General features: G+C 68.5%; 22 protein-coding genes. 11 read left to right on the top strand and 11 right to left on the bottom strand.

Annotation, left to right across the window (positions count from 1 at the left end; all coding sequences use genetic code 11):
* Positions 1-48: 48 nt before the first annotated feature.
* Both NOW55_RS08060 and NOW55_RS08055 read left to right on the top strand, forming a co-directional pair.
* The gene (locus NOW55_RS08060; protein WP_256399589.1) at positions 49-735 is read left to right on the top strand and encodes a lipoate--protein ligase family protein; all 687 of its coding nucleotides are present in this window, start codon (positions 49-51) and stop codon (positions 733-735) included.
* Positions 736-798: 63 nt separating this feature from the next.
* Positions 799-2,085, top strand: a complete 1,287-nt coding sequence (locus NOW55_RS08055) for a dihydroorotase (protein ID WP_256399588.1) — start codon at positions 799-801, stop codon at positions 2,083-2,085.
* Between the two features lie 9 nt (positions 2,086-2,094).
* Here NOW55_RS08055 and NOW55_RS08050 read toward each other — a convergent pair whose 3' ends face one another.
* The 5 genes from NOW55_RS08050 to NOW55_RS08030 all read right to left on the bottom strand — a co-directional run bounded on the left by NOW55_RS08050 (position 2,095) and on the right by NOW55_RS08030 (position 8,635).
* Positions 2,095-2,436 carry a DUF7268 family protein gene (locus NOW55_RS08050; protein WP_256399587.1) on the bottom strand — a complete coding sequence of 114 codons (342 nt, stop codon included), beginning with the start codon at positions 2,434-2,436 and terminating at the stop codon, positions 2,095-2,097.
* 1 nt (position 2,437) lies between these two features.
* A complete protein-coding gene (locus NOW55_RS08045) occupies positions 2,438-3,406 on the bottom strand; it encodes an ABC transporter permease (protein WP_256399586.1) in 969 nt (322 codons plus the stop codon).
* Positions 3,403-4,425, bottom strand: a complete 1,023-nt coding sequence (locus NOW55_RS08040) for an ABC transporter permease (protein ID WP_256399585.1) — start codon at positions 4,423-4,425, stop codon at positions 3,403-3,405. The genes NOW55_RS08045 and NOW55_RS08040 overlap by 4 nt, the downstream gene beginning before the upstream one ends.
* A 22-nt stretch (positions 4,426-4,447) precedes the next feature.
* On the bottom strand, positions 4,448-6,076 hold the full coding sequence (locus tag NOW55_RS08035; protein WP_256399584.1) for an ABC transporter substrate-binding protein: 1,629 nt from the start codon (positions 6,074-6,076) through the stop codon (positions 4,448-4,450).
* A 78-nt stretch (positions 6,077-6,154) separates the two neighbouring features.
* Complete coding sequence (locus tag NOW55_RS08030) at positions 6,155-8,635, bottom strand: ABC transporter ATP-binding protein (RefSeq protein ID WP_256399583.1); 2,481 nt, start codon at positions 8,633-8,635, stop codon at positions 6,155-6,157.
* Positions 8,636-8,750: 115 nt separating this feature from the next.
* Here NOW55_RS08030 and NOW55_RS08025 point away from each other — a divergent pair, with 115 nt between their 5' ends.
* Both NOW55_RS08025 and NOW55_RS08020 read left to right on the top strand, forming a co-directional pair.
* Complete coding sequence (locus NOW55_RS08025) at positions 8,751-9,230, top strand: DUF7529 family protein (protein ID WP_256399582.1); 480 nt, start codon at positions 8,751-8,753, stop codon at positions 9,228-9,230.
* 72 nt (positions 9,231-9,302) lie between these two features.
* Entirely contained in the window at positions 9,303-10,070 is a 768-nt protein-coding gene (locus NOW55_RS08020) for a hypothetical protein (RefSeq protein ID WP_256399581.1), read from the top strand.
* Between the two features lie 60 nt (positions 10,071-10,130).
* Here NOW55_RS08020 and NOW55_RS08015 read toward each other — a convergent pair whose 3' ends face one another.
* From NOW55_RS08015 to NOW55_RS07990, 6 genes are read right to left on the bottom strand one after another with little or no spacing between them, the layout of a single operon-like run.
* Entirely contained in the window at positions 10,131-10,859 is a 729-nt protein-coding gene (locus NOW55_RS08015) for a DUF5806 family protein (RefSeq protein WP_256399580.1), read from the bottom strand.
* Positions 10,860-10,915: 56 nt separating this feature from the next.
* Positions 10,916-11,545 carry a DUF7546 family protein gene (locus NOW55_RS08010; protein ID WP_256399579.1) on the bottom strand — a complete coding sequence of 210 codons (630 nt, stop codon included), beginning with the start codon at positions 11,543-11,545 and terminating at the stop codon, positions 10,916-10,918.
* 1 nt (position 11,546) lies between these two features.
* Complete coding sequence (locus NOW55_RS08005) at positions 11,547-11,762, bottom strand: hypothetical protein (RefSeq protein WP_256399578.1); 216 nt, start codon at positions 11,760-11,762, stop codon at positions 11,547-11,549.
* Positions 11,759-13,513 carry a b(o/a)3-type cytochrome-c oxidase subunit 1 gene (locus NOW55_RS08000; RefSeq protein WP_256399577.1) on the bottom strand — a complete coding sequence of 585 codons (1,755 nt, stop codon included), beginning with the start codon at positions 13,511-13,513 and terminating at the stop codon, positions 11,759-11,761. The genes NOW55_RS08005 and NOW55_RS08000 overlap by 4 nt, the downstream gene beginning before the upstream one ends.
* The gene (locus NOW55_RS07995) at positions 13,510-14,019 is read right to left on the bottom strand and encodes a cytochrome c oxidase subunit II (protein WP_256399576.1); all 510 of its coding nucleotides are present in this window, start codon (positions 14,017-14,019) and stop codon (positions 13,510-13,512) included. The genes NOW55_RS08000 and NOW55_RS07995 overlap by 4 nt, the downstream gene beginning before the upstream one ends.
* Positions 14,020-14,025: 6 nt before the next feature.
* Positions 14,026-14,256 (bottom strand): hypothetical protein, encoded by a 231-nt coding sequence (locus NOW55_RS07990; RefSeq protein WP_256399575.1) that lies wholly within the window; start codon positions 14,254-14,256, stop codon positions 14,026-14,028.
* A 101-nt stretch (positions 14,257-14,357) separates the two neighbouring features.
* On the opposite strand from NOW55_RS07990, the gene NOW55_RS07985 reads away from it, so the two are divergent.
* From NOW55_RS07985 to NOW55_RS07955, 7 genes are all read left to right on the top strand, one after another.
* Positions 14,358-14,552, top strand: coding sequence for a DUF8131 family protein (locus NOW55_RS07985; RefSeq protein WP_256399574.1), 195 nt, complete (start codon positions 14,358-14,360; stop codon positions 14,550-14,552).
* A gap of 16 nt (positions 14,553-14,568) precedes the next feature.
* Complete coding sequence (locus NOW55_RS07980; RefSeq protein ID WP_256399573.1) at positions 14,569-15,372, top strand: sulfite exporter TauE/SafE family protein; 804 nt, start codon at positions 14,569-14,571, stop codon at positions 15,370-15,372.
* Between the two features lie 7 nt (positions 15,373-15,379).
* Positions 15,380-17,791 carry a heavy metal translocating P-type ATPase gene (locus NOW55_RS07975; RefSeq protein ID WP_256399572.1) on the top strand — a complete coding sequence of 804 codons (2,412 nt, stop codon included), beginning with the start codon at positions 15,380-15,382 and terminating at the stop codon, positions 17,789-17,791.
* A gap of 44 nt (positions 17,792-17,835) precedes the next feature.
* The gene (locus tag NOW55_RS07970) at positions 17,836-18,072 is read left to right on the top strand and encodes a hypothetical protein (RefSeq protein WP_256399571.1); all 237 of its coding nucleotides are present in this window, start codon (positions 17,836-17,838) and stop codon (positions 18,070-18,072) included.
* A 59-nt stretch (positions 18,073-18,131) separates the two neighbouring features.
* Positions 18,132-18,623: a GNAT family N-acetyltransferase gene (locus NOW55_RS07965; protein ID WP_256399570.1), complete on the top strand. Its 492-nt coding sequence runs from the start codon at positions 18,132-18,134 to the stop codon at positions 18,621-18,623.
* A gap of 112 nt (positions 18,624-18,735) precedes the next feature.
* The gene (locus NOW55_RS07960; RefSeq protein WP_256399569.1) at positions 18,736-19,761 is read left to right on the top strand and encodes a ring-cleaving dioxygenase; all 1,026 of its coding nucleotides are present in this window, start codon (positions 18,736-18,738) and stop codon (positions 19,759-19,761) included.
* A 2-nt stretch (positions 19,762-19,763) separates the two neighbouring features.
* Positions 19,764-20,417 (top strand): alpha/beta hydrolase, encoded by a 654-nt coding sequence (locus tag NOW55_RS07955; protein ID WP_256399568.1) that lies wholly within the window; start codon positions 19,764-19,766, stop codon positions 20,415-20,417.
* Positions 20,418-20,434: the final 17 nt, after the last annotated feature.

The following is a 20,434-nucleotide window of genomic DNA, read 5'->3' as shown; positions in this document are numbered from 1 at the left end:
GGCCTTCGGACCCGATGGGTTTAGACGCGTCGCCCCCAAGCCGGAGCCATGCGCGTGGTTCGCGGCCGCGGGGAGGACCCGACGGCCGACGGCGAGGTGACGGCACGGCTGCTCGACGAGGTCGGCGAGCGCCGGGAGCGGGCGGTCCGGGTGTGGGCTCCGCACCGCATCGTCGCGTTCGGGCGGCGCGACGCGAACGAGCCCGGATACGACGCGGCGGCGAGTGCGGCGAGAGAACGCGGCTTCGAACCCGTCACGCGGAGCGTCGGTGGCCGCGCGGTCGCCTACGACGGCGCGACGACGCTCGCGTTCGCCCGCATCACGCCGGTCGACGACGTGCGAGGTGGGCTCGACGAGCGGTACGAGGCGCTCACGGTCGACGTCCGGCGTGCGCTCCGGCGGCTCGGTGTGCCGGCCGAACGCGGCGAGCCGTCGGACTCGTTCTGCCCCGGCCAGCACTCGCTCCAGCGCGACGGCAAGCTCGTCGGCATCGCCCAGCGCGTCCGCTCCGACGCCGCCATCACCTCCGGCGTCTGCATCGTCCGGAACCACTCAGAACTCGCGGACGTGCTCGCCGCGGTCTACGGCGCGCTCGACGCCCCGTTCGACCCGGAGTCGCTGGGGAGCATCGAGCGCGCCGGTGGGACGAGCGACCCCGAGACGGTGCGGGCGACCATCGAGACGGAGCTGGTCGGCGATGCGGAGCCGACCGTCGAGCAGCTCGACGGGGTGTAGGGTCAGTCGCTCGACGCACCGTAGTTCGGGAGACTTAGGACGCCCGACGCGGGAGACACTGGTATGCTCATCGGCAACGCGACGCTGCCGGACGGGACGACCGCCGACGTGCGCGTCGACGGCGAGACCATCGACGCCGTCGGCGACCTCGGCGGCGAGGCCGACGTCGACGCGACCGGGAAGCTGCTCATGCCCGGCGCGATCGACGTCCACGTCCACTTCCGCCAGCCCGGCTTCTCGCACAAGGAGACGTGGGCGACCGGCTCGCGGAGCGCCGCCGCGGGCGGCGTGACGACCGTCGTCGACCAGCCCAACACCGACCCGCCGACCGTCACCGGGGACGCCTTCGACGAGAAGGCCGCCCTCGCCGCCGACTCGCTCGTCGACTGGGGCATCAACGGTGGCGTCACCGACTCGTGGGAACCCGACTCGCTGTTCGACCGGCCGCTGTTCGCGCTCGGCGAGGTGTTCCTCGCGGACTCGACGGGCGACATGGGCATCGAGGCCGCCCTGTTCGACGACGCGGTCGAGCTGGCCGCCGACAACGACGTACCCGTCACCGTCCACGCCGAGGACGCCGACCTGTTCGACGAGGCGGCGCTCGACGCTGCTGACGATGGCATCGGGAAGGACGCCGACGCCGACGCGTGGTCGGCCTACCGCCCCGCCGAGGCCGAGGCCGCCGCGGTCGAACGTGCCTGCGAGGTCGCCGCCGACTCCGGTGCCGACCTCCACATCGCCCACACGTCGACGCCGGAGGGCATCGACGCCGCTGCCGACGCGGGCGCGACCTGCGAGGTCACGCCCCACCACCTGTTCATCTCGCGCGACGACCTCCCCGAGCTCGGCACGTACGGCCGGATGAACCCGCCGCTTCGCTCCGAACCGCGCCGCGAGGCCGTCTTCGAGCGCGTCGCCGACGGCACCGTCGACGTGATAGCCACCGACCACGCCCCGCACACCGTCGAGGAGAAGGAGGCGACCATCCGCGACGCGCCGTCGGGCGTCCCCGGCGTCGAGACGATGGTCCCGCTCCTGCTCGTCGAAGCCACCGCGACCGACGGCGCGTTCGGCTACGAGCGCGTCCGCGACCTCGTCGCCACGAACCCCGCCGAGATATTCGGGCTCGACGCGAAAGGGCGGGTCGCCGAGGGCTACGACGCGGACCTCGCGCTGTACGACATCGACACCGGTCGCGAGATCCGTGGTTCGGACCTGCACTCGAACTGCGGGTGGACACCGTTCGAGGGCTGGACCGGCATCTTCCCCGAGTGGACGACCGTCCGCGGGACCGTCGTCTGGGACGGCGAGGAGTTCGGCGAGAACGACGGGCGGAACGTCAGGAACTGAGTCCGAAGCTCACAGCAACGCGGTCGCGAGCGACGCGGCGAGCATCACGCCGACGCCGAAGCCGCTGATTCTGGCCATCGCGCGCCGCGAGTCGGCCTCGGTCCAGTCCGAGCCCGTGTCCATGTAGCGCTGCATGTTCTCGATGCCCCGGCCGGCCATCACGGAGCCGGACCAGCCGAGCACGCCGAACCCGAGCAGGAGCGCGCCGAGGGCGAACGTCGTCTCGGTCGCACCCCGGAGCGTGCCGTTCACGGTGAGCCCGACGACCAGGAGGAGGCCGGCGGCGACGCCGGCGACCGCTGCGGTCGCGAGCCGGCGAGCGGGCGCGGCGAGCCCCGTGTCGGGAGCCACGTCAGTCGACGGCGTCCTGCATCCGCGGGTCCAGTGCGTCGCGCATCCCGTCGCCGAGCAGGTTGAACCCGAGGACGGTCAGCGCGAGGAACAGGCCGGGGAAGAAGGACATCCACCAGAGGCCGTTGATGAGCCCGTTCTCGACGCCCTTCGTCAGCATCCAGCCCCACGACGGCGTCCCGGCGGTCGCACCGAAGCCGAGGAACGACAGGGCCGCGAGGTCGATGACCGCCAGCCCGAAGTTCAGCGTGCTCTGGACGGTGATCGGCGCGAGCGAGTTCGGGAGCACGTGCCTGACGAGGACCCGCCAGTCACGCGCTCCGAGCGCGACGGTCGCCTCGACGTACTCGTCCTCGAGTACCTTCAACGCCGCACCGCGGACGACGCGGGCGAACCGGGGCGTGTAGACGAGCGTCAGCGCGAACACGGCCTTCCAGAGCCCCGTCCCGAAGACGGCGACGACCGCGAGCGCCAGCAGCAGCGACGGGAACGACAGCAGCACGTCCATCGTCCGCATGATGACGTTGTCCGTCCAGCCGCCGTAGTACGCGGCCACGGTCCCGAGGCCGACGCCGAGCACCGTCGAGGCGGCGACCGTGACGGTGCCGTACTTCAGCGCGAGCCACGCCCCGTACATCGTCCGCAGGAACACGTCCCTGCGCTGTGCGTCGGTCCCGAAGAAGTGCTGACAGGAGCCGAGCGACGAGAGCCAGCCGGTGAGCGTCGGGTCGCCACACGGCGGGTAGTACTGCTCCTGTGCGAACTGCGTATCGAGCAGCTGGCCGAAGTCGAGGACGCCGAAGAACACCGCCAGTCGGGTCCCGACACCCATGACGGTGATCAGCAGTATCAGCGACAGGCCGAATATCGCGAGCCGGTTCGACAGGAGTTCGGTGATGAACGGCGACGCACGGAGTCGGTCGACGAATCCCCGCTCGTCGCGGTTCGGTGCGGCTGTTTCAGTACTCATTGTTCGATCCTCGGGTCGAGGTAGGAGTAGGTCAGGTCGACGATAAGATTCACCATGGTGAACACGAGCGCGAACAGCAGGACGGTCCCCTGGATGATCGGGTAGTCGCCGTCGGTGATCGCGTCGACGAGCAACATCCCGATACCCCTGATGTTGAACACGGTCTCGGTCAGCACCGCCCCACCGAGGAGGCTCCCGAACTGGATGCCGATGACGGTGACGACGGGGATGAGAGCGTTCCGGAGACCGTGTTTCAGCAGCGTGATCTTCCGTCCCTGTCCCTTCGCGTGTGCGGTCCGGATGTAGTCCTGGCGGATGACCTCCAGCATCGAGGAGCGCATCATCCGGGAGATGAGTGCCATCGAGTAGATGCCGATGACCATCGCCGGGAGGAACAGGTGCCAGGTGGCGTCGATGAACATGATGATGTTCCCCTCGAGCAGGGAGTCCACGAGCAGGACGCCTGTCGACTGGGGCGCACCGCCTTCGTACGCCCGCTGCGTGAGACGCCCGCTCGTCGGGAACCACCCCAGGTAGACCGAGAACAGCAGGATCACCAGCGGCCCACTCCAGAAGATGGGGATGCTGATGCCGGAGAGTGCACCGACCCGGCTGAGGTGATCCGTGATGGTGTCCTGCTTGATGGCGCTGACGATGCCGATCGGGATGCCGAACATGATACCGGCGATCTGCCCGAGAACCGCCAGCTCGAGCGTGATGGGGAACTTCCACCGCAGGACGCTCGTGACCGGCTCACCCTTCCGGATGACCCAGGACTCGCCGAGGTCGAGCTGGACCGTGTCGAGCATGAACCGCCCGTACTGGACCCAGATCGGGTCGGTGAGGCCGAGCCGTTCCTCGACCTGTCGGACCTCCTCGGCCGAGGCCTGCTGTCCCGCGACGACGGTCGCCGGGTTGCCGGGCGAGAGGTGCAGGATGGAGAAGACGAGCGTCGCGACTCCGAACAGCACCGGGACCAGCAACAGCAATCGCTTGATTACGTATCGCTTTGATATCATCAGGGAGAGATGGCGGAGGCAGTTACTCGAGCTCGACCTGGTTCAGGAACGGCCCACCGATGAGCTCGACGACGTAGTTCGAGACGTTCGTGCCGGTCGCACGGACCTCCTCGGTGTGGACCAGCGGGACCCAGGGGCACTCCTCGTGGAAGACGGAGCCGGCCTCCTGGTAGAGCGACTCGCGCTCGCCCTCGTCGTAGGTCGTCTGTCCCTGCTCGACGAGGCCCATGAACTCGTTGTTCGCCCAGGCGGCACGGTTGCTCGTGTTCATCCCCTCGGTGCCCCACTCGACGTAGTCCTGGTCGGAGCTCGACTCCACCTGCGGGTGGAGCAGGGCGTAGTAGAAGTTGTCCGGGTCGCCGTTGTCGGTCATCCAGCCGAGGAAGCAGGCGTCGTGGCTCCCCTCACCGGTGTAGGTGAGGTACGTCTCCCACGTCTTCTGCTCGATGTTCGCCGTGATGCCGACCTCGCCGAGGTACGAGCGGACCGTCTCGGCAGCCTGCACCGGCGACGGGTTGTACGCCCGCGGGTTCTGGAACGTCGCGAGCTCGAACTCAAAGCCGTCGCCGTAGCCGGCCTCCTCGAGCAGCGTCTGTGCCTGCTCGGGGTCGTGCGGGTACGGGTCGAGCTCCTCGTTGTACCCCATGATGGAGTCCGGAATGGGCTGGCTCGCGGGCACCGCGATACCCTCGTAGACGCTGCTGGCCAGCTCCTCGGTGTCGATGGCGTAGTTCATCGCCTTCCGGACCTTCTTGTCCTGGAACGGCTCGAACTCGGCGATGTTCATCGCGAGATAGCCGACGTTCATCCCCGCAGTGCGGTGGATCTCACCCTCCCCGTCCTCGACCTGCGTGATGGTCTGCGGGTCGAGCCCGTCGATGATGTCGAGTTCGCCTGCGTTGAGCGAGGATCCACGGGTGGAGTTCTCGCCGACGACCTCGAAGACGACCTCGTCCACGTTGGGGCCGTCACCGTAGTAGTCGCCGTAGCCGGAGAGGCGGATCGTCCCCGAGCCCTCGTCGAGGCTCTCGAACTCGAACGCGCTCGTGCCGACCATGTTCGACGAGAAGTCGGTGCCGGCCTCGATCTCGGACTTCGGCAGCACGACCAGCGCGAACGCCGCGAGGTTCGCGAGGAACGGGGCGTACTGCTTCGAGATATCGAACTCGACGGTGTAGTCGTCCGGTGCCGTGACCTCGTTCACCGACCCGAGGAGGTAGGGTCCGTAGATAGAGCCCTCCTCGAAGAAGTACTCGTAGTTCTCGTCGAGGAAGCGGCGGTACGTCGCGATGAAGTCGTCGGCCGTGAAGTCGTCGCCGTTGTGGAACGTCGCGTCCTCGCGGAGCTGTAGTGTCGCGGTCGTCCCGTTCAGCTCGAAGTCGGTCGCGAGCGACTCGACGAGTGCGGAGCCGCCCGGCTCGAAGCCGATGAGCGCGTCGTACACCTGGTTCGTCACCTTGGCGACCTCGCCGCTGGTCGTCGCCTGCGGGTCTAGTGTCTCGGATGCGGCACCGCGTCCGTAGACGAGTGTTCCACCGCTGCCGCCACCGACGAGGTCGCCGATACACCCCGCGCTCGCGGTCATCGTCGTCGTTGCTGCGGCGGCACCCGCCGATTTGAGGAAGCTTCGTCGATCCAGATCTCGTGCCATAGGACGGCATCCTCGGCTATCTCCAATAAATATAACGAAACCCCGGCAAAGTATACCAAACGTAGATTTCGGTAGAAACTACCGGTCAGCGCGGGGGATATGGCAGGCGGCTGTGTGTGACCCGTCGCCGAGTTCGGGCTCCTCGCGTTCGCAGACGCTCCCGAACTCCTCGGCGAGCACGTCGGCCGCCTCGTCGTACTCGCCGGCCGCGACGAGTCGTAGCGAGTCGTCGACGACACGTCGCACCTCCGCCGGGAGCGTCGTCTCGAACAGCTCCGCTCGGGCGTCGGCGACCGACACGTCGGCCGCCGGCCCGCCGTCGGTCACCGCCGTCGAGTCGCCCCCTGGACCGTCCCCGGGGACCGCCGGGAGCTGGACCGGGACGCTCCCCTCGGCGACCTGCTGGCGGTAGTCCATCAGCTCGCGGAACGTCGCCTGCTCGATGTCGAGGTCCTCGGGTGGGATGACCTTCGGACACCGCGTCCGGAACCGACAGCCGCTCGGCGGGTCGATGGGGCTAGGGACGCTCCCGGACAGGAGTATCCGGTCGTCGGTCTCCGCGAACGGGTCGGCGACGGGTATCGACGAGAGCAGCGCCTCGGTGTAGGGGTGCTGTGGGTCGTCGAACAGCTCGTCCGTTTCCGCGACCTCGACCACCTTCCCGAGGTACATCACCGCGACGCGGTCGGAGATGTGGCGGACGACGCTCAGGTCGTGTGCGATGAACAGGTACGTCAGCCCGAACTCCTCCTGGAGGTCCTCCAGCAGGTTGAGTATCTGTGCCTGCACGCTCACGTCGAGCGCCGACACCGGCTCGTCGGCGACGATGAAGTCCGGGTCCACCGCGAGTGCGCGGGCGATGCCGACGCGCTGGCGCTGCCCACCGGAGAGCTCGTGCGGATAGCGGTCGCGCTGGTCGACCTCCAGGCCGACCGCCTCGATGAGTTCGTCGACCCGCTCGCGCCGGCGCTGTCGCTTCGAACGGTCGCCGCTCCCGTCGGACTCGGGCAGGTCGTGTATCTTGAGCGGCTCCCGGATGGTCTGGGCGACGGTCATGCGGGGGTCGAGTGAGGACATCGGGTCCTGGAATATCATCTGCATGTCCCGCCGCCGCCTGCGGAGCCCGTCCTTGTCGAGCGAGGCGAGGTCCTCACCGGCGAACAGGACCCGTCCGTCCGTCGGTTCGATCAGCCGGAGGAGCGTCCGACCGGTCGTCGACTTGCCACAGCCGGACTCGCCAACCAGGCCGAGGGTCTCGCCCTCGTACAGCTCGAAGTCGACGCCGTCGACGGCGCGGACCGGACGCTGCTCGTCGGCGAACAGTCTGTCGAGGAAGTCGTCGGCTTGCGAGAAGTGCTTGGTGAGGCCGTCGACGTCGACCAACGGCTCGCCGCCGAACTGCTCGGCCGACGCGGACATCCCGGCTCCCGCCTCGCCGTACAGCGACTCGTCGAAGTCGTCGAGGATGCACTTCGACCGGTGGTCGATATCGTCGGGGCCGTGCTGGAGGTAGGGTATCTCCCCCTCGCGGCACGCCGGCTCCGCCCACGGACAGCGCGGCGCGAAGTGACACCCTTCGGGAAGGTCGACGAGGTCGGGCACGTTCCCCTCGATGGGGGTGAGGCGCTCCGTGTCCTCGGACGGGATCGACTCCAGCAGCGTGTACGTGTACGGGTGGCTCGGGTCGGCGAAGATCTCCTCGACGGGGCCCTCCTCGACGATCTCGCCCGCGTACATCACCGCGACCCGGTCGCAGGTCTCCGCGATGACGCCGAGGTCGTGCGTGATGAAGAGCACGGACATCCCGATGTCCGCCTGCAGTTCGTTGATGAGTTCGAGGATCTGGGCCTGGATCGTCACGTCGAGCGCCGTCGTCGGCTCGTCGGCGATGAGGAGTTTCGGCTGACAGGCCAGCGCGATGGCGATGAGCACGCGCTGGCGCATCCCGCCGGAGAACTCGTGTGGGTAGTCGTCCAGCCGCTCGTCGGGGTCGGGGATACCGACCTGCTCCAGGATCGAGACGGTCGATTCGAGCACCTCCTCGTCGATGCCCCCACCCCGTAGCGACGGGAGGACCTCCCGGACCGCGTTCCACCAGTTGTCCTTCTTCCGCCCGCCGTACTGATGCAGCTGCAGGCTCTCGGCGACCTGCTCGCCGACGGTCAGGGCGGGGTTGAGGGACGTCATCGGGTCCTGGAAGATCATGCTCATCTCGCCGCCCCGGATGGACCGCATCGCCGGCTCGGGCGCGGCGGTCAGGTCGACGACGCCCTCGCCCGTATCGACGAAGGAGTCGGTGCGGTTCGGGAACTCGTCGGCCAGCTGCTCGGCGAGCTCGGCGTCGCGGAGCTCCACCGTGCCGTCGACGACCTCGCCGGGGTCCTCGACGAGCCCCATCGTCGACAGGGCGGTGACGCTCTTGCCGGAGCCGCTCTCGCCGACGAGACCGACGGTCTCCCCTTCGCGGACCGTCAGGTCGACGCCGTCGACGGCCTTGACCTGCCCCCGGTCGGTCGCGAACTGTGTTCTGAGACCGGAGACGGAGAGTAGTTCGTTCATTGTCTCCGTAGCTACGAGCGAGAATAAAGTATCTTTCTACCGACGCTAGCGAACGGCACCCCGCCGTCGGCGCGGACGGGAACGCTTTTCACCGTCCCCCCGCGCACCTACGCCCATGAAGACGCCCGGTGTCGACGATTCGGTCCTCAGCTCGTGGGAGCGCGTAGTCGAGGACATGGAGGCCACGGCCGCCGAGTACCGCGAGGACGGGTGGGAGGTCGTCGAACTGCACCCCGGCGACGTGACGCCGCTGCCGCCGGACCACGACCGCTTCGGGCTCGACGTGCTCGTCGGCGGCGACGAGTACGAGACCGTCAGCACGATGGTGACCGACGAGGGAGCCGCCTTCGACGAGTTCGAGGTGTTCCGCGCGGTCCAGGGCGGCCACGTGTTCCTCGTCGTCGCCGTCGAGGACCGCGCGCGCGAGCAGGTCGTCCTCGTGCCGGCGTACTACGGCATCAAGGACGCCGAGGACACCATCGAGGGCGTCCTCGAACGCGAGACCTTCCCGGTGCACGTCCGCCCGCTCACCATCGAGGACGTCGTCACCGTCGAGCCGTCGGACCCGTCGCTACTGCTGCCGCCGACAGAGTAACCACCATGGGTCAACATTTTTGCTGCTGGTAGTCGCGCACCTATTCTACCACCGGTATTATGTTCTGTAGTTGTGATTTTGGAACAGATGACGCCTAGGTCCTGGCTACGAAGAGTCGCCCCTTGGTGGGACAAGTTCGATACGATATTCACGGTGATATTACTCGGAGTAGTCACTGTTGGCTACGGTTCCTTTGTTCTTTCACGACCAGAACCGGGATTGGCCAAATTGCTACCGGCATTTGCCGAATTTTTAAAAAATTCAGGAATACTTGCCCTACTGACTGCATGGACAGCCATCATCGCGCTCTATCGCCTCCGCCATCGTCCGAATAAGATACGACCAACCGTCCGTGAGGATTTCGATGAAAGGGACGGAGAGACCGACTTCGGTCTCCGCAACTATGGACCAGGGCCGGCGCTTTACATTCAGGCATTAGTTACAGTGGGGGTGAAAGATGGTACTGAAAAAGTTGCACATTTTCAGGTTCACGACCGTCCCCTCCATTTGAGCGAAGGTGAATTCATGAGTCTCGCTCGCGACGCAGAGTGGGGATGGGTTGAGGAAATGGCAAAAGAATACAAAATTGGGGAGTCAGGGGATGGGAACGAAGAGGAGAGCCGACAGTCGCCGATGGTAAACCTACATTTCAGCTACGTTTCCCGTTCCGGTGCGCGCGAGCCGACTCATATGTCGACAGAGGGGGATAACGAGGATGTATTCGAAATTTCAAACCGGGGTGACACTGGAGAAGGTAGTTCAAAAAGTGTCCAGAAGAGCAGCAAACCCCGTCATATCGAACTAAGACGTGTCGTCGAGGAATGTCGAACCTCGTCGTGACTACTTCAGATTTCCCTAGTTGACATTCGAATCTTCAGTGCGAGAGACCTCGGCAGAGACCTACTCCGTGTCTTCGTCCTCGCGCAGCTCCGCGCTCGCCTCGCGCACCTCTCGCATGACCGACGAGATGCGCTCCTCGGCCTCCAGCTCCTCCTCGACCGAGAGGTCGACGCCCTCGACCTCCAGCAGGAACTTCGCGACCTCGGTGGACTCGTACATCACGTCGTCGAGCTCCTCGGCGGTGAAGAAGTCGCACATCGCCCCGTAGAGGAACGTCGCGCCCGCGGTCCGTATCTTGTCCTCGAAGGCGGCGCGGGCCTGGTTGACCGCCTGTGGCGTGTACGTGTCGGTCATGAACGGCACCAGCTCGGGCAGGTTCTCGCCGATCTTCGTCATCTCGACGCCCGTCTCGGTGCGGAAGTCGGAGCAGAGCCGGGCGATGGCCCACTCGCGAGCCGTGATGTAGGTGCGGTCGCGCAGGAACTCGTTGACGCGCTCGTACTGCGCGCCGTCCATCTTCTTGAAGCGGTCGTAGGTGGCCACGTCCTCGGGGACGTCCAGCGTCTCCTCGTCTGGGACACCCGGCGTGGGGCCGCCGGCGTCGGCCGACTCGCCTGGGGTCGACCCCGCGTCGTCGCTGGCGGGTGGTTCGGCCGCGTCGTCGCCGGTGGGGCCTTCGGGCGCGTCCTGCTCCGCCGGTGTGTCAGCCGAGGGGGCGGGCTCCTGGGCCGCCTCGGTGGCTGGCGTCTCCTCTTCGTCCCCGTCCGTGCCCGGCGACTGCTCGGTCATGCCCTGCCCTACCTCGCTCTCGGCTAAAAAGGTTCGCCGGTGGTGCCGGCGCAGTCTCAGTCGGCGGTCCGACGGAGCACGACGGCGAAGCCGCCGACCGACAGCAGGAACGCTGCCGTCGCGACGGGGTACTGCGCGTGGCTGAGCGTGGCGGCGACCGAGCCCGCACCGAGCGAGCCCGCGACACCGGCGACCAGGGGCGCGGTACAGCTCACGCAGGCGAGCAGGCCGACCGCGCCGGGCATCGACGCACTCCACGTCCGGTCGACGGCGACCGCGGCGAGCAGGCCGAGCGTCGCGTAGCCGAAGACGAGGAACGGGACGACGGTGAGCGCGACGACCGGGCCGACGTAGTGCACCGCCGGCCCCCAGCCCGGGATGGCCAGGTGGACCGAGAACGTCGGGTCGGAGGCCGCCGGCGCGAGCAGCCCCGCGGTCCACAGCAGCACGAGTACGTACGCGCCACCGGCGAGGGCCGGGAGCGGCGAGAGCGAGCGAGCCCCCGATTCGACGGCGACCGCGACCCCGACGGCGCTGACTGCCAGCCACAGCAGCGGGTAGGCGACCTGTGCGGGCGACTGGACGACGGGGTCGACCGCCAGCCAGTAGCCGAGCGTCACGCCGACGACGACGGCGAGCCCGACCCACGACAGCGGAAGCCGGGGACGGTGGTCGACGACCGACATCTCAGGCCTCCCGCTGTGCCGACGCGCGCTGGAAGTCCGCCAGCACGGCAAACAGCGTCAGCACGACGGCCAGCGTGCCGAGGTACGGGACCGCCGGGACGTCGATACCCAGGAACAGCCCGAGCGCCGTCCGGAGCTCGAAGCCGAGGACGAGCAGGAACGCCCAGGCGACGAGCAGTCCGCCACGGGTCTGGACGATGGGGCCACGGTCGCTCATCGTCCCACCCCCAGGAGCTCGCGGACCGCCTCGAGGCCGACGCCGGGGTCGAACGCACCGAGCACCGACACCGGGTAGGCGTCTCCGCCGGTGCCGAACAGGCCGCCGTTCTGGACGATGGCCCCGAGCGGCAGCGCGTACGCGAGCACGACGAGCACCAGCGCGATGCCGGCCCAGAGCTTCATGTTGTCGAGCACGCGCGGGCTGTCCTCCGGGCCGGAGAGCGGCTCTGGGAGCGACTGCCCGAGCCCCTCGACCGTCGGGTTGCCCAGCGAGAGCGTGAGGTTCCCGAGGAACAGCAGCGTCGAGACGAACAGCAGCGTCCCGCCGACGGCGAGCTGGATGTTCAGCTCCGCCATGCTCCCGAACGCGGTCTGGAAGTCGAAGCCGGAGTACTGCGGCTCGGCGGTCCGGCGCGGCACGCCGTACAGCCCGGCGACGTGCATCGAGTTGGACATCAGCGCCATCCCGCCGAACCACATCACGACCTGCAGCAGGCCGATGGGCCGGGAGTAGAGCCGACGGTTCGTGAGCTGGGGCCACAGCCAGTACGTCCCCGCCATGAACGTCAGCGCGACGGCGGTACCGACGGTGAGGTGGAAGTGGCCGGGGACCCAGATGGTGTTGTGGACGAGGTAGTTGATGTTCATCCCGGCGTTGATCATGCCGGAGAAGCCGCCGGCGGCGAACATCAGGCCGGCGAGCGCCATCCCGGTGAACGCGGGGTCGCGCCACGGGAGGGCGGTGAGCCAGCCGAACAGGCCCTCGCCGCCGCGCTGGCGTGCCCCGTGCTCCATGCTCGCGACGACGGTGAACGCGGTCAGCAGGCTCGGCAACAGCAGGAACATCGTGTTCGTCATCGCGATGAACTTGAACCCCTCCGCGATGCCGGGGTCGACGTACTGGTGGTGGATGCCGACCGGGGTCGACAGCAGCACGAACAGCACGAAGACGACCCGTGCGAGGGGGTCGCTGAACAGCCGCCCGCCGGCGAGCTTCGGCAGCACCGTGTACCAGAGCAGGTACGCCGGCAGCAGCCAGAAGTAGACGACCGGGTGGCCGAAGAACCAGAACAGCGTCCGGGTCAACAGCGGGTTCACCGTCTCGATGAGCCCGAGCGACCACGGCAGCAGGAAGAAGAGCGTCGCGATGGCGACGCCGATGGTGGCGACGTACCACATGATCATCGACGTCAGCACCATGAACGTCTGCAGCGGGATGCGCTCGTCGGGGTTGTCCTCCTTCCAGTGCAGCCACGTGCGGAACCAGTCCACGCCGGCGAGCCACGTCCCGATGATGAACACGACCAGTCCCGTGTAGAACAGCGGGTGGGCCTGCAGCGGCGCGTAGAAGGTGAACAGCACGTCGGCGCTGATGCCGACCTGGTCGACGAACCCGAGCAGGATGGTGATGCCGGTGACGGCCGACCCGACGGTCATCAGCGTGAGCCACGCCCGGGTGAAGTTGATGTTCGTCGGCGACCGGTCCAGGCTGCGGGTGATTGCCCACTGGTACAGGCCGACGAGGTAGAAGATGGTGAAGACGATCGCGAGCAGGACTCCGTGTGCGGTCAGCGCCGTGTAGTAGTCCGTCGATGGGATGATACGCAGGACGTTGGTCCGGTGGAGCGCCTGGAAGATGCCGAACAGGGCACCGAGCCCGAGCGCGGTGAACGCGACCAGGAACGACCGCCGGACGAGCTCTGCCTCCTCGGGGTACCGGTCCACGAAGGTCTCCTGTTCGACGCTCATTGGCTCCCTCCGTCGCTGGCGTTGTACTCACCCTCGGGTACCACCCGGAGGAGCCCCTCCATGGTGTGGTGGCCGGAGCCGCAGTACTCGTGACAGACGATGCCGTACTCGTTGGGCTCGTTCACCTCGACGGTGATCTCCGCGACCTCACCGGGGATGACCATCGTGTTGGCGTTGGTCCCCACGACCGCGAAGCCGTGGATGACGTCGGCGGAGGTCACGTAGAACGTCACCGTGCTGTTGGCGGGCACGACGATGGGGTCGGGCTGGAAGATGAACTGCCGGGCGACGACGTACACCTCGTACTCGTTCTCGCCGACCTTCTGGACGCCGGGGTCGCTGAACTCGGGGTGCTCGTCGAGGGCGTTCGGGTCGACGTTGCCGCCGCTGTCGTCGACCATCGACACGCCGACGCCGACCGCACCGTAGGTGATGGTCGCGATGAAGCCGACGATGAGCAGCAGCGACATCCCGAGCCAGAGCTTCTCGTACTGGTGGATGTGCACCCGTGATCACCCCACCACGACGAGGTCGTTGCCGAGGAACTCGATGAAGTACATGAACACCCACATGACGACCAGTATCGCGAAGTACATCAGTATCAACGCGAGCGTCCCCTTCGGGTCGAACTCCTCGTGGGTGAGCTCGCGCTCCGGTTCCTCCTGCGTGACGGGGGCCGAAACACTCTGTTCCCCCGCGTCAGGTTCGCTTTCCTCCTCCACTGCTGGTACGCCCCTACTCATGCGAACGTATTCGGGAGGCTTTTCTCTTAACTATCGGGGTGGCTTCAGCGACGTGGGAATCGGACCAGAGTTTATACTCTCACGGGACAACAGCCACCAGCATGGACATCACACCGCGTGTGATCGGACTCATCTCGCTGGCCGCGCTGGTGCCCGCGGTGGTCTTCGTGGCGCTCTCGGGCGAGACCATCGCCGCCGTCACGCTCCTCAACGTGCTCATCATCACCGGCTGTCTGGCGCTCGCGCTCTCGCCCCACGAGGACGAGCACCACGACGCCGACGCGAACGGGGTGTGAGGTGAGCGGGTGGGCCGTGAGCGCCACGGTCGCCACGCAGGGTGTCACCGAGAACGCCGACCTGTTCCTGTTCCTCGTTATCGGCGTCCTCGGCGGCGCGCACTGCCTCGGGATGTGCGGCCCGCTGGTGTCGACGTACGCCGACCGCATCACCGCGAGCCGCGACGACCGCCGGAGCGACCAGCTCACGACGGTCGACGTGCGCCAGCACGGGCTGTTCAACCTCGGCCGGACCGCGGGGTACGCCGTCGTCGGCGCGGCCCTCGGGCTCGCCGGGAGCCTCTTCGTCGGGAGCATCACGGCCGTCACGTCGCTCTCGGACGTCGTCCGCGGGGGCATGGGCGTGCTCGTCGGGCTGTTCATCCTCGCCGCTGGCGTGGGCTACCTGTTCCGGGGGACCGCCGGCGGCGCGGCCGTCGGGAACTCCATCCCCGGACTCTCGGCGGTGTTCCGACGCGTCAGCGGGCTCCTGACGGGGCACCTCGACCGGGCGACGAACTCGACGGGCATCGTCGGACTCGGCGCGGTCCACGCGACCCTCCCCTGTCCCATCACCTACCCGGCGTACCTGTACGCGTTCGTCATCGGCGACCCACTCCGGGGCGCGCTCGCGCTCTCACTGCTCGGCATCGGCACCGTTCCGACCCTGTTCGCGTACGGGCTCGCCATCGGGTCGCTGTCGGTCCGCCACCGGACCCTCTTGCACCGCACGATGGGCGTTGCGTTCCTCGGCCTGGGCTACCTGCCGCTCGCCCACGGGCTGATGCTGTTCGGCATCCACCTGCCGCACCCGCCCGTGCCGTACTACCAGCCGCTGTGAGACACCCATGACCGGCTGTACGCTCTGCGATCTGGACCTGCCCGCCGACCCGGTGACCGACCCGGACGTCGACGGCGAGTTCTGCTGTCGGGGCTGTCTCGCCGTCGCACGGTCGCTGGACGACGCAGACCTCGACGCGGCCTCGCCCGAGGAGCTGCTCGACCCCGGCGACGACGACGCCGACGGCGAGGTCTGCTACCTCTCGGTCGACGGCATGCACTGTGCGACCTGCGAGCTGTTCCTCGAGTCGACCGCCACCGACCACGCCGGCGTCGAGGGTGCATCGGCGAGCTACGCGACGGACACGATGAAGCTCGTCTACGACCCCGGGCGCGTCGACGCCGGCGACCTGCCAGACGTGGTCTCGACGGCCGGGTACGAGGCGCGCGAGCGGGGCGTCGAGGACGACCACGAGCCGGACTCGCCCACGGCGACGTTCCTCGTCGGCGGCGGCTTCTTCGGGATGATGACGATGCTGTGGTACGTGCTGTTCATCTACCCGCAGCACTTCGGCTTCGCGCCGGTCGTCGAGTTCGGCTCGTTCGGCCGGCTCTACCTGCTCGCACAGATCTGGCTGTTCACGAGCGTCGTGCTATTCTACAGTGGCTTCCCGCTCCTGCGCGGTGCGTACGTGAGTCTGCGTGCGGGCCAGCCGAACATGGACCTGCTCGTCTCCCTCGCGGCGACCAGCGCGTACGTCTACAGCACCGCGGTGATGCTCACCGGCGGCATCGACGTCTACTTCGACGTCACCGTCGCCATCGTGCTCGTCGTCAGTGCCGGCAACTACTACGAGGACCGCGTGAAGCGCTCGGCCGTCTCGCTGCTGTCGGACCTCACCGCGGCGTCGGTCGAGGAGGCCCGCCTCCGCGACGGCCGGACGCTTCCGGTCGAGGACGTCGCACCGGGCTCCGAACTGCTCGTCCGCCCGGGCGAGCGCGTCCCGCTCGACGGCACCGTCGTCGAGGGCGTCGCCGCGGTCGACGAGGCGCTCGTGACCGGCGAGTCCCTGCCGGTGACGAAGCGCGAGGGCGACGACGTCGTCGGCGGCTCGGTCGTCACGGACACGCCGCTCGTCGTCGCGGTGAGCGAGGACGCGACGAGCACGCTCGACCGCATCGTCGGCCTGCTGTGGGAGGTCCAGAGCGCCCGCCCGGGCGTCCAGCGCCTCGCAGACCGGCTCGCGACGGTGTTCGTGCCGACGGTGACGGCCCTCGCGCTGCTGGTCGCCGCCGGGACGCTCGTGCTCGGCGGCACCGCCACCGGAGCCCTGCTCGTCGGACTGACGGTCCTCGTCGTCGCCTGTCCCTGTGCCCTGGGCCTCGCCACGCCACTGGCCGTCGCCGCGGGCATCCAGCGCGCCGCCGAGTCCGGCGTCGTCGTCGCCTCGGAGACCATCTTCGAGGTGCTGCCCGACGTCGACGTGGTCGCGCTCGACAAGACGGGGACGCTCACCAGCGGTGAGATGACCGTCACCGGCGTCGATGCCGACGACGGCGAACACCTCCTCGCCCGCGCCGCCGCGCTGGAGCGCTACTCGAACCACCCCGTCGCCGACGCCGTCGTCGCGTTCGCCGCCGGCGAGGGCCTGCGACCGGCCCCGGAGAACCCAGCGACCGACGGCGGCGGACCGGCCGAGGCCACGGGACGGAATCGGGAGGCGGACGACTGGGACGACCCCGCGTCGTCAGTCGAGGGACGCCCGACCGGTGTCGTCGGGACCGTCGACGGCGAGGAGACCGTCGTCGGCAACCGCGACCTGTTCGAATCCGAGGGTCTCGCCGTCCCCGAGCGCTTCGAGGAGCGCGCCGACACCATCGCCGGCGACGGCGGCGTCCCCGTCCTCGTCGGCTGGAACGGTCGCTGTCGGGGCGTCCTCGCGGTCACCGACCGGCCGCGCGACGACTGGGACGAGACGGTCACGGCGCTCGCCGACGACGGCCGCTCCGTCGTCGTGCTGACCGGCGACGACGGGGCCGCCGCGGACCGCTTCCGCGACCATCCGGCGGTCGACGAGGTGTTCGCGGGCGTCCCGCCTGACGGGAAGGTCGCCACGGTCCAGCGACTCCGCGCGCAAGGGACCGTCGCGATGGTCGGCGACGGCGACAACGACGCGCCCGCACTGGCCGCCGCAGACGTCGGCGTCGCCATCGCGGGGAGCGGTGGGCTGGCTGCCGAGGCAGCCGACGCGGTCGTGACCGACGGCCGGCTCGACGCGGTCCCCGTGCTGTTCGACGTGGCAACGGCGACCCGGCGACGCGTCCGGGAGAACCTCACGTGGGCGTTCGGCTACAACGCCGTCGCAATCCCGCTGGCCGCGACGGGGCTCCTGAACCCACTGTTCGCCGCACTGGCGATGGGGTCCAGCAGCGCCCTCGTGGTGCTGAACTCGGCGCGGTCGCTCGTTCCCAGGGAGTGAAAATCTAGAGATCGGGTTTATACGTGGACCGCGTCCTTACAGCTATGACCCAGTACCCGAAGCAGACGAACGACGGACTCCCGACCGAAGAGCGCATCCTCTGGATCGCCGGCGCACTCGGCCTCCTCGTGGCGTTCCTGCTGACGGCCGCCGTCGTCTTCGCGACCGTCGGGACTGGCACGCTCACGGCGGGCTACGTCCCGGTGGCGCTGGTGTTCACGGCCCTGCTCGTGCTCGTCGTGGCCGCGATGCGCCACTACGGTACCCCTCGCCCGCGCTGACGGACAGCTATCTTCTGCAGAACCGGCACCTAGAGGGGAGCGAGGGTTCTAGCGCAGTCATGCACGTCAGAGCGGCGGAACCAGACGACTCCGCGGCCATCCTCTCGGTCCACGAGGCCGCGATCGCCGAGCGCGGACCGCTTGCCTACGACGACGCCGTCGTCGACGCGTGGCACGCTGGACGGAGCGTCGACGACTACACCTTCGACGGCGAGGACACGTTCCTCGTCGCGGAGACCAACGCCGGAACCGTCGTCGGGTTCGGCATCGCCCTCCCCGAGTGCCGGGACCACCTCGTCGCCGACGTCGACGGCGAGGTGACCGCGCTGTACGTCGACCCGAACCGGGCGGGCGAGGGTGTCGGTACCCTGTTGCTCGATGCACTCCACGGGTCGCTCCGCGAACAGGATGTGGCCTCGGCGGCGTGCTGGGCGTCGGCCAACGCCGCCAGCTTCTACGAGCGCCGGGGCTACGAGCGCGTGACGACCCACCGCCACGAGTTCGGCGACGGCGTCACCGGCGACGTGGTCGAGCTGTGGACCAGCCTGTGAGTCCGCCATCTCGGCCCGGTTGCCGGCCCGTCCCGAGCCCACGTGACACGAGTGTAACCTGCCGACACAGGCGTCCACACGCTATTTCCCCGCCGGACGCCTACGACTCGGTATGACCGACACGGACAGACTCCACGGCATCCACCACGTGACAGCCGTCGCGGCGGACCCCGCCGAGAACGTCGCGTTCTACACCGACGTACTCGGCCTCCGAATGGTCAAGCAGACCGTCAACTTCGACGACGTCACCACGTACCACCTCTACTACGGCGACGAGACGGGCACGCCGGGGACGGCGATGACGTTCTTCCCCTTCGGCCAGACGCGACAGGGCCGCGTCGGAAAGGGGATGACGAGCGCGACGGCGTTCCGCGCGCCGGAGGGTTCGCTGTCGTACTGGCAGGGCCGTCTGTCCGAGAGCGACGCCGACGTGACCGAACCCGTCGAGCGCTTCGGCGAGACGGTCCTGCCGTTCCGCGACCCGGACGGCCAGCCGCTCGAACTCGTCTTCGGCGAGGACCCGCACGACGACGGCGCGGTCGAGCCGTGGGGCGACGGGCCGGTGCCCACGGAACACGCCCTGCGCGGCTTCGCCGGCGTGACGCTGCTGCCGACCGACCCCGAGTCGACCGCCGACGTGCTCGCGACGATGGGCTACGAGGCGACCGGGACCGCCGGCGACCGGACCCGCTACGAGGTGCCCGACCGTGCCGGCGTCGTCGACGTGCTCGACCGGCCCGATGCGCCCGCCGCACGGCCCGGTGCCGGCACCGTCCACCACGTCGCCTTCCGCACGCCGGACTCCGAGAGCGAGCTCGCGTGGCGGGAGAAACTGCTCGACGCCGGCCAGCGCGTCACCGAGCAGAAGGACCGGCAGTACTTCCAGTCCATCTACTACCGCGAGCCCGGCGGAGTCCTCTTCGAGATCGCGACGAACGGCCCCGGCTTCACCGCCGACGAGTCCGTCGAGGACCTCGGCAGCGGGCTCAAGCTCCCGCCGTGGCTCGAAGGCGACCGCGAGCGCATCGAGGCGAACCTCGCGCCGCTGTCGGTCCGGGAGACGGAACAGGTGACCGACGGCGGCGTCGATGACGACGGCGGAACCGACGCGGACGACGAAACCGCGGGTGGGCGGTGACGATGGTCGAGGGACCACACGCCGACGCGCAGGTCCTGACGACCGGTGCATCGCTGGACGAGGCCCGTGTCGCCGTCGTCGCGCTCCACGGCCGGGGCGCGATGGCCCGGAGCGTCCTCGGCCTCGCGACCGAGCTCGACGTGTCCGACGTGGCGTGGCTCGGCCCGCAGGCCGCCGGCAACACCTGGTACCCGTACTCGTTCATGGCGGACACAGCGAACAACGAGCCGCACCTCTCGTCGGCGCTCGAACTCGTCGACGAGACCGTCGAGCGAGCCGTCGACGCCGGTATCCCGCGCGAGCGGGTCGTCCTGCTCGGCTTCTCGCAGGGAGCCTGCCTCGCCAGCGAGTACGTCGCCCGGAACGCGAGCAGATTCGGCGGCCTCGTCGCCTTCAGCGGCGGCCTCATCGGCCCCGAAGGCACCCCGCGAGAGTACGACGGCCATCTCGACGGCACTCCCGTCTACCTCGGCTGCGACGCGAACGACCCGCACATCCCGAAGGAGCGCGTCCACGAGACCCGCGACGTGCTCTCCGACCTCGGCGCGGACGTGACCGAGCAGATCTTCGAGGGGATGGGCCACACCATCATCCCCGAGGAGGTCGAGGGCGCACGGGACGTGCTCGTGAGTGCCGTCACCGACGACGACGAGTAGCCGCCCCGCGACTCCGA

Origin of the sequence: Haloarchaeobius litoreus (genome assembly GCF_024495425.1) — an archaeon.
GTDB classification, from domain to species: domain Archaea; phylum Halobacteriota; class Halobacteria; order Halobacteriales; family Natrialbaceae; genus Haloarchaeobius; species Haloarchaeobius litoreus.
This window is presented reverse-complemented; position numbering and strand designations above follow the sequence as displayed.

Coding starts and splice junctions, on each gene's coding strand:
- NOW55_RS08060 (WP_256399589.1), top strand. CDS start 49: ATGCGCGTGGTTCGCGGCCGCGGGGAGGACCCGACGGCCGACGGCGAG.
- NOW55_RS08055 (WP_256399588.1), top strand. CDS start 799: ATGCTCATCGGCAACGCGACGCTGCCGGACGGGACGACCGCCGACGTG.
- NOW55_RS08045 (WP_256399586.1), bottom strand. CDS start 3,406: ATGAGTACTGAAACAGCCGCACCGAACCGCGACGAGCGGGGATTCGTC.
- NOW55_RS08040 (WP_256399585.1), bottom strand. CDS start 4,425: ATGATATCAAAGCGATACGTAATCAAGCGATTGCTGTTGCTGGTCCCG.
- NOW55_RS08035 (WP_256399584.1), bottom strand. CDS start 6,076: ATGGCACGAGATCTGGATCGACGAAGCTTCCTCAAATCGGCGGGTGCC.
- NOW55_RS08030 (WP_256399583.1), bottom strand. CDS start 8,635: ATGAACGAACTACTCTCCGTCTCCGGTCTCAGAACACAGTTCGCGACC.
- NOW55_RS08025 (WP_256399582.1), top strand. CDS start 8,751: ATGAAGACGCCCGGTGTCGACGATTCGGTCCTCAGCTCGTGGGAGCGC.
- NOW55_RS08015 (WP_256399580.1), bottom strand. CDS start 10,859: ATGACCGAGCAGTCGCCGGGCACGGACGGGGACGAAGAGGAGACGCCA.
- NOW55_RS08010 (WP_256399579.1), bottom strand. CDS start 11,545: ATGTCGGTCGTCGACCACCGTCCCCGGCTTCCGCTGTCGTGGGTCGGG.
- NOW55_RS08005 (WP_256399578.1), bottom strand. CDS start 11,762: ATGAGCGACCGTGGCCCCATCGTCCAGACCCGTGGCGGACTGCTCGTC.
- NOW55_RS08000 (WP_256399577.1), bottom strand. CDS start 13,513: ATGAGCGTCGAACAGGAGACCTTCGTGGACCGGTACCCCGAGGAGGCA.
- NOW55_RS07990 (WP_256399575.1), bottom strand. CDS start 14,256: ATGAGTAGGGGCGTACCAGCAGTGGAGGAGGAAAGCGAACCTGACGCG.
- NOW55_RS07985 (WP_256399574.1), top strand. CDS start 14,358: ATGGACATCACACCGCGTGTGATCGGACTCATCTCGCTGGCCGCGCTG.
- NOW55_RS07975 (WP_256399572.1), top strand. CDS start 15,380: ATGACCGGCTGTACGCTCTGCGATCTGGACCTGCCCGCCGACCCGGTG.
- NOW55_RS07970 (WP_256399571.1), top strand. CDS start 17,836: ATGACCCAGTACCCGAAGCAGACGAACGACGGACTCCCGACCGAAGAG.
- NOW55_RS07965 (WP_256399570.1), top strand. CDS start 18,132: ATGCACGTCAGAGCGGCGGAACCAGACGACTCCGCGGCCATCCTCTCG.
- NOW55_RS07960 (WP_256399569.1), top strand. CDS start 18,736: ATGACCGACACGGACAGACTCCACGGCATCCACCACGTGACAGCCGTC.
- NOW55_RS07955 (WP_256399568.1), top strand. CDS start 19,764: ATGGTCGAGGGACCACACGCCGACGCGCAGGTCCTGACGACCGGTGCA.